General features: G+C 66.0%; 12 protein-coding genes and 1 tRNA gene. 2 read left to right on the forward strand and 11 right to left on the reverse strand.

From position 1 onward, the window contains the following. Nucleotides 1–255 precede the first annotated feature (255 nt). The 6 genes from lon to QOZ99_RS01305 all read right to left on the reverse strand — a co-directional run bounded on the left by lon (nucleotide 256) and on the right by QOZ99_RS01305 (nucleotide 8,754). Nucleotides 256–2,700, reverse strand: a complete 2,445-nt coding sequence (lon, locus tag QOZ99_RS01280) for an endopeptidase La (protein ID WP_306888064.1) — start codon at nucleotides 2,698–2,700, stop codon at nucleotides 256–258. Nucleotides 2,701–2,951: 251 nt separating this feature from the next. Next, the gene (gene clpX, locus QOZ99_RS01285; RefSeq protein WP_152302452.1) at nucleotides 2,952–4,223 is read right to left on the reverse strand and encodes an ATP-dependent Clp protease ATP-binding subunit ClpX; all 1,272 of its coding nucleotides are present in this window, start codon (nucleotides 4,221–4,223) and stop codon (nucleotides 2,952–2,954) included. A gap of 378 nt (nucleotides 4,224–4,601) precedes the next feature. Then, nucleotides 4,602–5,234 (reverse strand): ATP-dependent Clp protease proteolytic subunit, encoded by a 633-nt coding sequence (locus tag QOZ99_RS01290; RefSeq protein WP_183191039.1) that lies wholly within the window; start codon nucleotides 5,232–5,234, stop codon nucleotides 4,602–4,604. Between the two features lie 267 nt (nucleotides 5,235–5,501). Further along, complete coding sequence (gene tig, locus QOZ99_RS01295; protein WP_306888426.1) at nucleotides 5,502–6,854, reverse strand: trigger factor; 1,353 nt, start codon at nucleotides 6,852–6,854, stop codon at nucleotides 5,502–5,504. Nucleotides 6,855–6,983: 129 nt separating this feature from the next. Next, nucleotides 6,984–7,068: transfer RNA gene (locus tag QOZ99_RS01300), tRNA-Leu, on the reverse strand. 189 nt (nucleotides 7,069–7,257) lie between these two features. After that, nucleotides 7,258–8,754 (reverse strand): NAD(P)H-hydrate dehydratase, encoded by a 1,497-nt coding sequence (locus QOZ99_RS01305; RefSeq protein ID WP_306888066.1) that lies wholly within the window; start codon nucleotides 8,752–8,754, stop codon nucleotides 7,258–7,260. Between the two features lie 346 nt (nucleotides 8,755–9,100). On the opposite strand from QOZ99_RS01305, the gene QOZ99_RS01310 reads away from it, so the two are divergent. Together QOZ99_RS01310 and glnA are read left to right on the forward strand one after the other, a co-directional pair. Continuing rightward, nucleotides 9,101–9,439 carry a P-II family nitrogen regulator gene (locus QOZ99_RS01310; RefSeq protein ID WP_183191037.1) on the forward strand — a complete coding sequence of 113 codons (339 nt, stop codon included), beginning with the start codon at nucleotides 9,101–9,103 and terminating at the stop codon, nucleotides 9,437–9,439. Nucleotides 9,440–9,571: 132 nt separating this feature from the next. Beyond that, complete coding sequence (glnA, locus tag QOZ99_RS01315) at nucleotides 9,572–10,981, forward strand: type I glutamate--ammonia ligase (RefSeq protein ID WP_306888068.1); 1,410 nt, start codon at nucleotides 9,572–9,574, stop codon at nucleotides 10,979–10,981. Between the two features lie 88 nt (nucleotides 10,982–11,069). Here glnA and QOZ99_RS01320 read toward each other — a convergent pair whose 3' ends face one another. The 5 genes from QOZ99_RS01320 to QOZ99_RS01340 all read right to left on the reverse strand — a co-directional run bounded on the left by QOZ99_RS01320 (nucleotide 11,070) and on the right by QOZ99_RS01340 (nucleotide 15,310). Beyond that, a complete protein-coding gene (locus tag QOZ99_RS01320; protein WP_306888069.1) occupies nucleotides 11,070–12,233 on the reverse strand; it encodes a GGDEF domain-containing protein in 1,164 nt (387 codons plus the stop codon). A gap of 210 nt (nucleotides 12,234–12,443) precedes the next feature. After that, nucleotides 12,444–13,640 carry a GGDEF domain-containing protein gene (locus QOZ99_RS01325; RefSeq protein WP_306888071.1) on the reverse strand — a complete coding sequence of 399 codons (1,197 nt, stop codon included), beginning with the start codon at nucleotides 13,638–13,640 and terminating at the stop codon, nucleotides 12,444–12,446. Nucleotides 13,641–13,749: 109 nt separating this feature from the next. Next, nucleotides 13,750–14,229 carry a 30S ribosomal protein S9 gene (gene rpsI, locus QOZ99_RS01330; RefSeq protein ID WP_306888072.1) on the reverse strand — a complete coding sequence of 160 codons (480 nt, stop codon included), beginning with the start codon at nucleotides 14,227–14,229 and terminating at the stop codon, nucleotides 13,750–13,752. A gap of 2 nt (nucleotides 14,230–14,231) precedes the next feature. Continuing rightward, on the reverse strand, nucleotides 14,232–14,693 hold the full coding sequence (rplM, locus tag QOZ99_RS01335) for a 50S ribosomal protein L13 (protein WP_306888074.1): 462 nt from the start codon (nucleotides 14,691–14,693) through the stop codon (nucleotides 14,232–14,234). Nucleotides 14,694–14,866: 173 nt separating this feature from the next. Beyond that, nucleotides 14,867–15,310 (reverse strand): PaaI family thioesterase, encoded by a 444-nt coding sequence (locus QOZ99_RS01340; RefSeq protein ID WP_306888075.1) that lies wholly within the window; start codon nucleotides 15,308–15,310, stop codon nucleotides 14,867–14,869. Nucleotides 15,311–15,405 lie beyond the last annotated feature (95 nt).

Here is a 15,405-nt window from a genome sequence, read left to right on the forward strand (position 1 = left end):
GGGCGGGCACCCTTTCTCCAAATTACGGCGAATGCAAGCGCATGGGCCGTGAAACCCGCACAAATACACGATTTTGCGGCGTCGACAGGTTACAAGATACCGCGATTCGCGTCCATTCCGGCCGCCCCCAAATTAGGCGCCCGCGCCGGTCATCGCCGACCGGGCCGGGGCCCGTCGCCCTCCCCCGTGGCAGAAATGCAAACGGCGGCGCCCCCCAGGGGGACGCCGCCGTTGCTCGCCCGCGAAAGGAGGCGATCAGTGCGCCGCGATGCCGCTCGGCTCGTCGAGGCTGCCAATCACCGGCTCCGCCGCCGCGGGAGTGGTGGGGGCGAGCTTCTCTTCCCACACGATGGACTCGGGCTGGCGCACCAGGGCGTGGTGCAGCACCTCGTCCATGCGCGAGACCGGGACGATCTCGAGGGCGTTCTTCACATTATCCGGGATCTCGGCGAGATCCTTGGCATTCTCTTCCGGGATCAGCACCTTCTTGATGCCGGCCCGCAGCGCCGCCAGCAGCTTCTCCTTGAGGCCGCCGATCGGCAGCACCCGGCCGCGCAGCGTGATCTCGCCGGTCATGGCGACATCGCGGCGGATCGGGATACCGGTCAGCACCGAGGTAAGCACGGTCGCCATGGCCACGCCCGCCGACGGCCCGTCCTTGGGGGTCGCCCCCTCGGGAACATGGACGTGGATGTCGCGGCGGTCGAACAGCGGCGGCTCGATGCCGAAATCGAGCGCGCGCGAGCGGACATAGGAGGCCGCCGCCGAAATCGATTCCTTCATCACGTCGCGCAGGTTGCCGGTGACCGTCATCTTGCCCTTGCCGGGCATCATGACGCCTTCGATCGTGAGGATCTCTCCGCCCACCTCGGTCCAGGCGAGGCCGGTGACGACACCCACCTGATCCTCGCTCTCGGCCTCGCCATAGCGATAGCGCGGCGCGCCGAGATAGTCCTCCAGCTGCTTCACCGTGATCTTGACCGACTTCTTCTTGGTCAGCATCAGGTCCTTCACCGCCTTGCGGGCGAGGTTGGAAATCTCACGCTCCAGGTTGCGCACGCCCGCTTCCCGCGTGTAGCGGCGAACCAGGGTGAGCAGCGCCTCGTCGTCGATCTCCCATTCCTTCGCAGCAAGACCGTGCTTGGTCAGCGTCGAGGGAATGAGATGGCGGCGGGCGATCTCGACCTTCTCGTCCTCGGTATAGCCGGCGATGCGGATCACCTCCATGCGGTCCAGAAGGGCCGGCGGGATGTTCAGCGTGTTGGCCGTGGTGACGAACATCACGCTCGACAGGTCATAGTCGACCTCGAGGTAATGGTCGGCAAAGGTGTGGTTCTGCTCGGGGTCCAGCACCTCCAGCAGCGCCGACGACGGATCGCCGCGGAAATCGGCGCCCATCTTGTCGATCTCGTCCAGCAGGAAGAGCGGGTTGGACTTCTTCGCCTTCCGCATGGACTGGATGACCTTGCCGGGCATCGAACCGATATAGGTGCGACGGTGGCCGCGGATCTCCGCCTCGTCGCGCACGCCGCCAAGCGCGACGCGCACATATTCGCGGCCCGTCGCCTTGGCGATGGACTTGGCGAGCGAGGTCTTGCCGACGCCGGGCGGCCCGACCAGGCACAGGATCGGCCCGGTCAGCTTGTTCTGGCGGCTCTGCACGGCGAGATATTCGACGATGCGGTCCTTCACCTTGTCGAGGCCGAAATGCTCGGCATCGAGCACGCCCTGGGCGAAGGGAAGATCCTTCTTGACCTTGGAGCGGTTGCCCCACGGGATCGACAGCAGCCAGTCGAGATAGTTGCGCACGACGGTGGCTTCCGCCGACATCGGGCTCATCTGCCGGAGCTTCTTCAGCTCATGCGTCGCCTTCTCGCGAGCCTCCTTCGAGAGCTTCACGGTCTTGATGCGCTCTTCCAGCTCGGCCAGCTCGTCGCGGCCATCCTCGCCGTCGCCCAGCTCCTTCTGGATCGCCTTCATCTGCTCGTTGAGATAGTACTCGCGCTGGGTCTTCTCCATCTGGCGCTTGACGCGCGTGCGGATGCGCTTCTCGACCTGCAGGACCGAGATTTCGCTCTCCATCAGCGAGAGCACCTTCTCCAGCCGCGTGGTGACCTTGAGGATCTCCAGCACCGCCTGCTTCTCGGGGATCTTGACCGCGAGATGCGAAGCGACGGTGTCCGCCAGCTTCGAGTGATCCTCGATCTGGGTGACGACGCCGACGACTTCGGGCGAGACCTTCTTGTTCAGCTTGACGTAGGATTCGAACTCGGCGAGCACCGAGCGGCCCAGCGCCTCGGCCTCGACCTTCGAGCCGAGATCCTCCTCCAGCGCCACGGCTTCCGCCTCATAGAGGTCGCTGCGGTCGGTATAGCGCTCGACGCGGGCGCGGGAGATGCCCTCCACCAGCACCTTCACCGTGCCGTCCGGCAGCTTCAGCAGCTGCAGCACGGAGGCCAGCGTGCCGATCTTGTAGATGGCGTTCGCCGCCGGGTCGTCGTCGGAGGCGTTTTCCTGCGTCGCCAGCATGATGAACGTGTCGTTCCGCATCACCTCCTCGAGGGCGCGGATCGACTTCTCGCGGCCGACGAACAGCGGAACGATCATGTGCGGGAAGACGACGATGTCGCGCAGCGGCAGCACCGGGAAAGTCTGCGGAACGCCGGGCGTGAGCGCGGTGCGAGGCTTGGAGCTCGTCATGGCCCTATCCTTTCTGTTGACGGCCGTCGCCGCTCCCCGGCCGTGAAACCGGGGCGGCGGACCGTGCCGCAAGGCGGCCGGAACGCGAACGGAAATCGTTGTGCGGGAGCGGGGTGTGCCGCGAGAAGCACGTCGATGCAGTCGTGGACCGGGTGTTGAAAGTCAGATGGAGACGCTCCCCCGGTCCGTCAAGGGAGACGGCCAAGCCGGCCGGGCGCGTGCGTCCGGCCTTGGTCCTCACGCAGCGGCGATCAGGCGCTTGCGCCCGCATCGCCGGCCGCCCGATCCGCATAGATGTAGAGCGGACGCGCATTCTGCTCCACGACCTCCTTCGAGATGACGACTTCCTCGACGCCCTCGAGACCGGGCAGATCGAACATCGTGTCGAGCAGGATGCCTTCCATGATCGAGCGCAGGCCGCGCGCGCCGGTCTTGCGCTCGATGGCCTTGCGGGCGATGGCGCCGAGCGCCTCTTCATGGATGGTGAGCTCGACATTCTCCATTTCGAACAGCCGCTGATACTGCTTCACCAGCGCGTTCTTCGGATCCGAGAGGATCTTCTTGAGCGCCGCCTCGTCGAGATCCTCGAGCGTGGCGATCACCGGCAGGCGGCCGATGAATTCCGGGATCAGCCCGTATTTCAGCAGATCCTCGGGCTCCACCTCGCGGAACACCTCGCCGGGGCGACGGTCTTCGGGGGCGGAGACGACCGCGCCGAAGCCGATCGAGGTGCCCTTGCCGCGCGACGAGATGATCTTGTCGAGGCCCGCGAAGGCGCCGCCGCAGATGAACAGGATGTTGGTCGTGTCCACCTGCAGGAATTCCTGCTGCGGGTGCTTGCGCCCGCCCTGCGGGGGAACCGAGGCGACCGTGCCTTCCATGATCTTGAGCAGCGCCTGCTGCACGCCCTCGCCCGACACGTCCCTCGTGATGGAGGGATTGTCCGACTTGCGGCTGATCTTGTCGATCTCGTCGATATAGACGATGCCGCGCTGCGCCCGCTCGACATTGTAGTCGGCCGACTGCAGCAGCTTGAGGATGATGTTCTCCACATCCTCGCCGACATAGCCCGCCTCGGTCAGCGTCGTCGCATCCGCCATGGTGAAGGGCACGTCGAGGATGCGGGCGAGCGTCTGCGCGAGCAGCGTCTTGCCCGAGCCCGTCGGCCCGATCAGCAGGATGTTCGACTTCGCCAGCTCGACATCGCCGGCATGCTTCGTCGCGTGGTTCAGGCGCTTGTAGTGGTTATGCACCGCCACCGAGAGAACCCGCTTGGCATGGAACTGGCCGATCACATAATCGTCCAGGACCTTGCAGATCTCCTTCGGGGTCGGAATGCCGTCCCGCGACTTCACCAGCGAGGATTTGTTCTCCTCGCGGATGATGTCCATGCACAGCTCGACGCATTCATCGCAGATGAACACGGTAGGTCCCGCAATCAGCTTGCGGACCTCGTGCTGGCTCTTGCCGCAGAACGAGCAATAAAGGGTGTTCTTGCTGTCGCCGCCGCCAACCTTGCTCATGCGTCTCTCCGTCCGCTCGGCCAGCCGGGAATTCCCGGGCCCGCCCCAGTCTCGAAGGCCGCCGCGGGCCTCCTTAGTCGGGAGAAACGCGACGGCACCCAGGCCGTCAAAAAAAGAAGCGACTAGAGGTCCCAACCGCTCGGCCTAGCCAAGCATGCTAGACGCGAAACGATCAAGAAGGCATTAGCACCATCCCCGGTTTCGCCGGAGGGGCTTCTGCCCCGTCGTCACCCCTGTCACACCTCCTGGCGACACTTCATCCAAACGTCATGCAAGCGCGATACCGCGATGCACGCAAGCCCGCGCTTCAAATCAGCGCGGGTTACCTGTTCATATAGGAAGCCGACGTGGCTTCCGAAACACGCACGATAGAACCGCTCAGGCCTTGGCGGCGGCTTCGTCGGGGCGCTTGTCGATCACATTATCGATAAGACCAAACGACTTGGCCGCTTCGGCGGTGAGGAAGTTGTCACGCTCCAGCGCGTCCTCGACCACTTTCAGGTCCTGACCCGTGTGCGTCACGTAGATTTCATTCAGCCGGCGCTTCAGACTCTCGACTTCCTTGGCGTGGATCAGGATGTCCGTCACCTGGCCCTGATAGCCGCCCGAGGGCTGATGCACCATGATTCGCGCGTTCGGCAGGGCGAAGCGCATGCCCTTCTCGCCCGCGGTCAGCAGCAGCGAGCCCATCGAGGCCGCCTGGCCGATGCACAGCGTCGACACCGCCGGCTTGATGAACTGCATCGTGTCGTAGATGGCGAGGCCCGACGTCACCACTCCGCCGGGGGAGTTGATGTACATCGAGATTTCCTTCTTGGGGTTCTCCGCCTCAAGGAACAGCAGCTGCGCGACCATGAGGGTCGACATGTTGTCCTCGACCGGCCCGGTCAGGAAGATGATGCGCTCCTTGAGGAGGCGCGAATAGATGTCGTAGGAGCGCTCGCCCCGGTTGGTCTGCTCGACCACCATGGGGACGAGATAGTTCATATAGGTATCGATAGGGTCACGCATAATCCGCTCCTAAGCGAGCCGGCGACAGGTGCCGTCCGCGATTCCGTCTCTCCCAACATAAGCGGAAAGTCCATTCCCGCTAGGGCCCGCGCATAATTCGCGCGCGACCGTTCGCCCAGCCCCCGCCTCCAGCCGCCCGAAAAGCGCCGGCCGGCGGACTGGGAAAGCACCCCGGCGGAACGGCAAAAGGGGCCGGCCAAGGCCGACCCCTTCCCCAATCCGGCGTCCGGCGCGGGGCCCGCAGGCCCGCCGGTCACGCTCGCGCGATCACGCGGCCTTGTCGGCCTCGTCCTCGGCGTAAAGCTCGTCGCGGGTCACGGGAACCTCCGTCACCTTGGCCTGATCCAGCAGGTAGTCGACAACCTTCTCCTCGAAGATCGGCGCGCGCAGGCTGGCCAGCGCCTGGGCGTTCTTGCGGTAGAACTCCCACACCTGCTGCTCCTGACCGGGGAACTGGCGGGCGCGCTCGACGACCGCGCGGGTCACTTCGTCGTCGCTCACCTGGATGTTGTTCTTCTCGCCGATCTCGGCGAGCACCAGGCCGAGGCGCACGCGGCGCTTGGCGATCTTGTCATAGTCGGCGCGGGCGGCCTCCTCGGTGGTGCCCTCGTCGGCGAAGCTGCGCTTCTGGGTATCCATCTCCGAGGTGATGGAATTCCAGATGCCCTCGAATTCCTGCTCGGCCAGCGAGGGGGGAACGTCGAACTGGTGCAGCCCGTCGAGGGCGTCCAGCAGGCGGCGCTTCACCTTGTTGCGGCTCTGGGCGGCATGCTCCTGGGCGATGCGGCTCTTCACCTGCTCCTTCATGGCCTCAAGGCTCTCAAGGCCGAGGCTCTTGGCGAACTCGTCATCGACGCTCAGGTCGCCCGGGGCCTCGATCGTCTTGGCCGTGACCTCGAAGGAGGCGGCCTTGCCGGCGAGATGAGCGGCCTGATAGGCCTCCGGGAAGGTGACGCTGACGGTGCGGGTCTCGTCCGCCGTGATGCCGGTCAGCTGTTCCTCGAAGCCGGGGATGAAGCTGTTGGACCCCAGCACGACCGGGACATCCTCGCCCGAACCGCCCTCGAAGGCCTCGCCGTCGATCGAGCCGACGAAGGAAATGGTGACGCGGTCGCCGCTCTCGGCAGCGCCTTCCTTGGGCGAGAACGGGCGGTTGGATTCGGCGATGCGCTTCACCGTCTCCTCGACATCCTCGTCGGAAACCGCGAGCACCGGCTTGTCGAGGGTGATCGAGGCGAGATCGCCGATCTCGATCTTCGGCAGCACTTCGAGGCCGACCGTGTAGGCGAGATCCGCCTTGCCCTCGATCACCTCGTTCACCGCCGCCTCGTCCTGCGGCAGCTCGACCTTGGGCTGCAGCGCGAGGCGGAAGCCGTTATCGTCGATGATCTTCGAATTGGCCTCGTTCACGGCCTGGTCGATCACCTCGGCCAGAACCGACTTGCCGTAGAGGCGCTTCAGATGGGCGACCGGCACCTTGCCGGGACGAAACCCGTTGATCCGGACCTTGTCCTGCATCTCGTTCAGGCGGGCAGTGGCCTTGGCGTCGAGTTCGGCGGCCGGCAGCACCACGCGATATTCGCGCTTGAGACCTTCGGCGAGGAGTTCGGTGACCTGCATGTTCAATCGGCCTTCGTCGTGTTTGCCGCGGGGGCGGCGCTCTGAAATCGTGGTGCGGGGCATCGCCGCTCGCACGGCATCGCCCTCGTCGGAGTCGGTCGGTCGGAAGGCTCCGGGCGTTGGAAACACTGGTGCGGGCGGAGGGTTTCGAACCCCCACGACTTTCGTCACGGGAACCTAAATCCCGCGCGTCTACCAGTTCCGCCACGCCCGCGGACGCATCGGCCACCTTCGTTCCCGCGAGACGCGATGTCACGAAGGCATGCGGATGCGTGCACCCGAAAAGTGCCGCCAGCCGGGTGCGGGCTTATAACACGGCGATGTCGCAGCGCCAGCGCAAAATGCAACGCGCGCCTGCGCTTTGTCATGCCGCTTTCACACGATCCGGCGCGCGCGGACGGCGCTACGCTCCGCCCTCTGCCCCGAGATGCGCGAACAGGCGCGCATAGACCGGCCGCAGCGCGTCGATGAGGTCGTCGGCGACAAGTCCGGGCCCCGCCTCCCGCGCCGCCTCGCCGTGCAGCCAGACCGCGGCCGCGGCAGCCTCGAAAGGCGGCATGCCCTGGCACAGCAGCCCGCCGGCAATGCCGGCCAGCACGTCGCCCGCGCCCGCCGTCGCCAGCCAGGGCGGCGCGTTGGCGGCGATCGCCGCGCGCCCGTCCGGCGAGGCCACCACGGTGTCCGGCCCCTTGAGAAGCAGGGTGATGCCAAGCCGGCGCGCGCCCGCCCGCACCCGCTCCAGCTTGGAGGGTGCCTCCAGCACCTCGGGGCAGCCCTCGAACAGTCGGGCGAATTCACCGTCATGCGGAGTGGCGATGGCGGCCGGCGACGGGGCGATGGCGCGCGCCAGATCGTCCGCCGCCCCGGCGAAGCTGGTGAGCAGGTCGGCATCCAGCACCAGCCGCCGACCGGCAGCGGCGGCGAGCTTGGCGCGGGTCGCCTCCCCCACCCCGACGCCGGGACCGATCACGAGGGTCGACAGCCGCCGGTCGGCCAGAAGTCCGGCAAGTTCCTCCGCATCCTCGACCGGGCGCACCATGATCGCCGACAGGTTGGCCGCATGGATCGGCAGCGCCGCCGCCGCGCAGGCGACCGTGACCAGCCCCGCCCCGGCCCGCAGCGCCGCGCGGGCGGCCAGTCGCGTCGCCCCCGTCGCCTGAACCGGACCCGACACCGCGACGAGGTGGCCGCGCGCATATTTGTGCCCCTCGATGCGCGGCAGCGGAAAGGCGCCTCCCCAAAGCCCGGGATCGTTCGTGAAGGCCTGCGGGCGGATGGCATCGATCACGTGGCGGCGAATGCCGATATCCGCCACGGTGAGGGCGCCCGTGTGGAGCCGGCCGGGCAGCAGCAGGTGGCCCGGCTTGGCGCGGAAGAAGGTGACGCTCCAGCGCGCCCGGATCGCCGCGCCGCGCACCTGCCCGCTCGCGCCATCGATGCCGGATGGCAGATCGACCGCGAGCACCGGAACGCCGCGGGCATTCACCCGCTGCACCAGCGCCCGCGCCTCGCCATCGAGATCGCGCGCCAACCCGGCGCCGAACAGCGCGTCGATAACCAGATCGACGTCGTCGAGCGAGGCCTCTTCGGCGCGCTCCGCCGGCCCGGTCCAGCGGCCGGCCATGGCTCCCGCATCGCCGCGCAGCGAGCCGCGCCCGCCCAGAAGCGCCAGGCGAACCCGATAGCCGGCCTCCACCAGCCGGCGCGCCGCCACGAAACCGTCGCCGCCATTATTGCCCGGCCCGCACAGAACCAGCACCGAAGCGCCGATCCGCGTCACCTGCGCGGCGACGCGCGCGACTGCCGCGCCGGCCGCCTCCATGAGCACGATGCACGGCAGGCCCCGCGCGATGGTCAGCGCATCCGCGCGCGCCATCTCCTCCGGCGTGAGCAGTTCCATCGGCTTTCCCCTTTCGGGCGGGAACGTGGCGATCTGATTCACTCTAGGCGAAGGCGGGCGGCTGCGACGAAGAAACGGCCTGAGAATAACAATCTCATACCGTTTGCCTATTTTGCGCGCGCCCTTGTCGCGAGACCTCTCGGCTTATCTGACTATATTTTAATCATTTTGTGCAATTAATGACCATTCGCATGGAAAGCACCGCCAACCCCGGTACTTTTCCTCTCGCAATGCAACGGGATCTCGCTATTTTCGAGTGGGTCGGGGCGCTTGGCATGGGTTCTGCTTCGACGCGGTTCGACTCGACCGGGCGTCGCGGATCGTCGAGTCAGGGAGACGAGATGACATGAAGAAGATTGAGGCCATCATTAAGCCCTTCAAGCTCGACGAGGTGAAGGAGGCGCTGCAGGAGGTTGGCCTGCAGGGAATCACGGTCACCGAGGCGAAGGGCTTCGGCCGGCAGAAGGGGCATACGGAACTGTACCGCGGCGCCGAATATGTCGTGGACTTCCTGCCCAAGGTGAAGATCGAGGTCGTGGTCGCGGACGAGACGGTCGAAACCGCCATCGACGCCATCCGCCGTGCCGCCCAGACCGGCCGCATCGGCGACGGAAAGATCTTCGTTTCCAACATTGAGGAAGCCATTCGCATCCGTACGGGCGAGTCGGGCGTCGACGCCATCTGACAGCAAGCGTAATATGGTCGGGTTTCAGGGCACGCGCCGCATCGTGAAGGATGCGGCGCGTCGCTGTGTTGACCAACCGCTTGGGATCAGCCTGCCTGTTGAGCGGCGGCTGAAGAAAGAGGCACGATTGTAATGACGACGGCCAAAGACGTACTCAAGTTAATCAAGGATAACGACGTCAAGTACGTCGACCTGCGCTTCACAGATCCGCGCGGCAAGTGGCAGCATGTGACTTTCGACATTACCATGGTCGATGAGGACTTCTTCGCCGATGGCCAGGCGTTTGACGGCTCCTCCATTGCCGGCTGGAAGGCCATCAACGAATCCGACATGCACCTCCAGCCCGATCTGGAATCGGTGAGCATCGATCCGTTCTTCGCCGAGACCACGCTGGTTGTCGTCTGCGACGTGCTCGAGCCCACCACCGGCGAACCCTATGGCCGCGATCCGCGCGGCATCGCCAAGAAGGCCGAGGCCTATCTCAAGTCCACCGGCATCGGCGACACCGTCTATATCGGCCCCGAGGCCGAGTTCTTCATCTTCGACGACGTGCGCTTCAAGGCCGACCCGTACAATACCGGCTTCAAGCTGGATTCGGTCGAGCTGCCGACCAATGGCGACACCGAGTATGAAGGCGGCAATCTCGGCCACCGCGTCCGCACCAAGGGCGGCTACTTCCCGGTTCCCCCGCTCGACAGCGCGCAGGACATGCGCGGCGAGATGCTCGCGGCCATGGCCCGCATGGGCGCCCAGGTCGAGAAGCACCATCACGAAGTGGCTTCCGCCCAGCACGAACTTGGCCTGAAGTTCAACACGCTCGTGACGATGGCCGACCACCTGCAGGTCTACAAGTACTGCATTCACCAGGTCGCCAACGTCTACGGCAAGACCGCGACCTTCATGCCCAAGCCGGTGTTCGGCGACAATGGCTCGGGCATGCATGTGCACCAGTCGATCTGGAAGGGCGGCAAGCCGCTGTTTGCCGGCAACAAATATGCCGACCTCAGCCAGGAATGCCTGTGGTACATCGGCGGCATCATCAAGCACGCCAAGTCGCTCAACGCCTTCACCAACCCGCTGACCAACTCCTACAAGCGGCTGGTTCCCGGCTATGAGGCGCCCGTGCTGCTCGCCTATTCGGCGCGCAACCGCTCGGCTTCGTGCCGCATTCCCTACACCACGTCCCCGAAGGCCAAGCGCGTCGAGACCCGTTTCCCCGACCCGGGTGCGAACCCCTATCTCGCTTTCGCCGCGCTGCTGATGGCCGGCCTCGACGGCATCCTGAACAAGATCGATCCGGGCCCGGCGATGGACAAGGATCTCTACGATCTACCCCCGAAGGAGCTGAAGAAGATCCCGACCGTGTGCGGCTCGCTGCGCGAAGCGCTCGGCTCGCTCGACAAGGATCGCGAGTTCCTCAAGAAGGGCGGCGTGTTCGATGACGACTTCATCAACGCCTATATCGAGCTGAAGATGACCGAGGTGATGCGTTTCGAGATGACGCCGCATCCGGTCGAATTCGAGATGTATTATTCGGTCTGAGCCAGCGCTCGCCGAATGTGGAAAGGGGCGCCCTGTGGCGCCCCTTTTTCATGAACCATGGCGGATGGCGCGGGGCGGCGCCCGCCCCTCACGCGTCCAGCACCACCGGACCGGCGGGGGCGATCTCAATGCGGTTTCGCCCCTGCGATTTGGCGCGATACAGCACCGTGTCGGCTTCCGCGATCAGCGCCTGCAGCCGCATCCCATGGCTGGCCGATGGCTCACTCTTCGGCAGGTCCGCCACGGCGAGGCCGATGCTGACCGTGCACTGGATTGCCTCGCCCGCGTCGCCGAAACGCATGGAAGCCACCGCTTCGCGAAGCCCGTGCTGCACCCGTTCCGCGGCCAGCCGCGCGTCGGACAGCAGCGCGCCCGGCAGCACGGCCGCGAATTCCTCGCCACCGATGCGCCCGATAATGTCGCCGTGGCGCAGATTTTCCCGCAGTACCCGCGCGAATATCGACAGCACGCGATCGCCCGCGCCATGGCCGAACCGATCGTTGACCAGCTTGAAATGGTCGAGATCGAGCAGCATCACCGCCATCGCACCTCCGGCGACGCATTCACCCATCGCCGATTCCATGAAACCGCGCCGGTTCAGAAGCCCCGTCAGTTCGTCGCGCTGCGCCGCGCTGCGATAGTGCATTTCGCGGCGCTCGCGCACCATCAGCACCATCGCGAAGCAGATGAAGATCATCATCGCCAGCGCTAGCAGGCCAAAGCCCGCCATGGCCGGATCGGAGAACAGCGCCACCCTGTCATGCCGGTCCACCTGCGCCGTGACGGTGGGAATCCGCGCGAGGTTGAACACGAGGACCACCGCCAGCAGCGTGAGCAGCGCCAGGCGCGGCTGCGAAACCAGGCGCCCCCGGCGCAATTGCGCGATCGCCAGCAGATTGAGCCCGTCGATCATCAGCGAGATGAGAACCACCCGGTGGGCCGTCGATTCCGCGAAAAAGGGAAGCTGGCAAAGCGCCACGAACAGAAATGGCGCGATGAGCGCGCGCTGCGTGCGCGGCGGACGACCATCGAACCGGCGCAGCCCCGTCCAGAACAGGCCGTAGCCCGCCAGCATGGCGCCATTGCCGAGGGCGATCGACAGGGCGTCAGGAATGACGCCCCGCAACGCAACACACAGGATGCCGATCACCAGCAACTCGATCGCCGCGGCCCAGTGCGCCAGCGCCGGCTCGGAGGGGGTCAGCCACCAGACGAACAGCATAGCCGCCGCCAGCATGGTCGCTGCGGCCATCAGCACAACCCAGAGTGTCCACGGATCAAACATCGTGGCTGGAACGCAGCCCCTCATATGTCGGCACGATTATTCCCCTACGATAGCGCCGATAGCGCGCGGAGCGCAAAGCGGAAGGTGATACTGAGGGTAAGCGAGAAACAGCGTGCAAGAAACGCACGCGAAAGAGCGCCTGCAGGAGATGACGGGGGGCGGAGCGAACCGCCGTGCTCAGGTGCGGCCGCTGGACGGCGTGAGTTCGACGACCTCGACGCGATTGCGTCCCGCCGCCTTTGCGGCATAAAGCGCCAGGTCCGCCTGGGCAATGGCGAGGTGCAGCCTGGCCTCGGCCTCCGCCGCGCTTGCCGCCGGCGGAAAACGGCCGAAGGCGATGCCGATGCTGACGGTGGGCTCCAGCGGCGCATGAGTTCCCCCCAGCCCCAGCGCGGCGCTGGCAAACGCGAAGGCCCGGCGCCAGCGCTCCGCCAGTTCCCGCGCCACGTGGCATTGCGCCGCGGGCAGCACGGCGCCGAATTCCTCGCCGCCCAGCCGACCGATGATGCTCGCCGGCGGGCTCTCATCCTTCAGCACCGTGGCAAACGCAGTGAGAACGCGATCACCCGCGGCGTGGCCGTGGCGGTCGTTCACCTGCTTGAAATGATCGAGATCCAGCAGAACCATCGCGATATCGCCGCCGCGGCGACAGATTTCGGCGGCGCGCTCATGAAAATCGCGGCGATTTGACAGACCGGTCAGTTCGTCGCGCCGCGCCGCGTTGGCGAAATGCGCCTCCCGCCGCTCGCGCACGGCCAGGGTCAGAAGGAAGCTCGCGAGGAAAAGGCTGGCAAGCGCCGCCACGCCGAAGGCCACGCCCACCGGCGTCATCAGCATGACCGGCCGGGCGCCGACGAACAGCGTGACCACCGCGATCCGTGCGAATTGCATGAGCAGCATGAAGGCCAGCACCGCCAGCAGCCCACGCTGGCCGATCCCCCGGGGATCCTCGCCGCGCCACAATTCCCGCATGGCGAGGCCGAGCAGGCCGGCGGCCAGGAGCGCCTGGATCGCCAGCCTTTCGACCAGCGTTTCTTCGAAGAAGGGCAGCAGGCAGAGCGCGCCCCACAGGGCCGGCGCCGCGGCAACCAGACGCCAGCGGACGGCGCGCCCGCGAAAACTGCGCGTCGACGCCCAGAACAACCCGTAGCCGGCAAGCACCGCGCCATTGCCAAGAAAGATCGCCAGCCGCGCCGGCAGATGCTCCATGGCGAAACCGCACAGGATGGCAAACACCATGCAGGCAAGGCCGGCCGCCCAATAGGCCAGCGAGCGCTCCGCCGGGCCGGCCGCCCAGGCGAGCAGCATGGCGCCGATCACCAGCCCGGAAACGAGGGTGACGACAGTCCAAAGCGTCCAGGGATCGAGCCCCATTGCCCAGTCGGGAATACCCGCCTCTTGCCAAAAAGCACGCAGAGTATCGACCAATAAAAAGGGCAGGCCGCAAGGCCTGCCCTTTGAAAACGAACCGGAGCAGGTCCGATCAGCGCTTCGAGAACTGGAAGCTGCGGCGGGCCTTCGCCTTGCCGTACTTCTTGCGCTCGACCACGCGCGAGTCGCGGGTCAGGAAGCCACCCTTCTTCAGCGGGCTGCGCAGCTCGGGCTCGTAATAGGTGAGCGCGCGGGAAATGCCGTGGCGCAGCGCGCCGGCCTGGCCGGAGAGGCCGCCGCCGGAAACCGTGCAGACCACGTCATACTGGCCGGTGCGGGCCGCCGTGGTGAAGGGCTGCTGAATGATGAGGCGCAGCACGGGACGGGCGAAATAGGTCTCGAGCGCGCGGTCATTGACCACGATCTTGCCCGTGCCCGGACGGACCCACACGCGGGCGACCGCGTTCTTGCGCTTGCCCGTAGCATAGGCGCGACCCTGACGGTCGAGCTTCTGGACGTGCTTGGGCGCCTCGGCGACAGCCTGCGACTTCAGGGCCTCGAGCCCGTCGAGCGACTGGATGAGCTCAGCCATGATCAGATCCCAACATTCTTACGGTTGAGCGCGGCGACGTCGAGCGTCTCCGGCTTCTGGGCTTCGTGCGGGTGGCTGGCGCCCTTGTAGACGCGCAGATTGCCGAGAATCTTGCGGCCCAGCGGGCCACGGGCGAGCATGCGCTCCACGGCCTTCTCGACGACGCGCTCGGGAAAACGACCCTCGAGGACGAACTTCGCAGTCCGCTCCTTGATGCCACCCGGGAAGCCGGTGTGGTGGTAGTAGACCTTGTCGTTGCGCTTGTTGCCGGTCAGCACGACCTTGTCGGCATTGATGACGACGACGTTGTCGCCGCAATCGACATGCGGAGTGTAGGTCGGCTTGTGCTTGCCCTTCAGGCGGGTGGCGATGAGGACCGCGAGACGGCCGACCACAAGGCCGGAGGCGTCGATCACGACCCACTTCTTTACTACGTCGGCCGGTTTTGCCGAATAGGTGCTCATGGGGATATCCATTACAAGGCGTGTGGGGCCTTGGCGGCCGCACTTCTCTCTGGAGCGGGCTTCTAGCCGAAGCCGCGCACAACGTCAATGTGATGACATCGCGATAATGCAAGTAAAAACAATGACTTGCAACTTAGGTATTTTACTACCTCGCGATAAGCCCCTCAAAATGCTCAGGCGGGGATGGAATAGGTCGCCACCGCGTGGGCGCACAGCTCCTCCGCACCCGTGACGGCGAAAGGATCGCCCGCCCCGGCATGGGGCGCGCGCAGCCCCACCTCGCACACGGCGAGCCGCTTGCCGAGCTTCATCAGCCGCGCATCGGCGACCAGCAGGCCGACCGTGGGCTTGCGCAGGAAGTTGATGGAGAAGCTGGTCGTCACCGCCAGCGGCACCGGCCCGATCGCGGAAAGGATCACCGCATAGGCGGCAATATCGGCAAGGCCCATCATCGCCGGGCCGGACACCGTGTCGCCCGGCCGCAGGTGTTCCGTGCCCGCCTCCAGCACCAGCCCGGCGCCCGCCGCGTCGACGCGCACCACGCGGTGCGGCCGGCCGGGCCCGAAGGCCTGGGGAAACTGCGCGACGAGATAGGCCTGCAGCTGGTCAGCGTCCATGCTCCCACCCGCGCCCGCCGACTCCGTGCCGCCCATCGCCATCCCCTCGCCCTCGCCTGCACCATCCCGCGCCGCCATCCATCCATGGCCTTGAT

Origin of the sequence: Ancylobacter amanitiformis (genome assembly GCF_030814815.1) — a bacterium.
Lineage (GTDB): Bacteria > Pseudomonadota > Alphaproteobacteria > Rhizobiales > Xanthobacteraceae > Ancylobacter > Ancylobacter amanitiformis.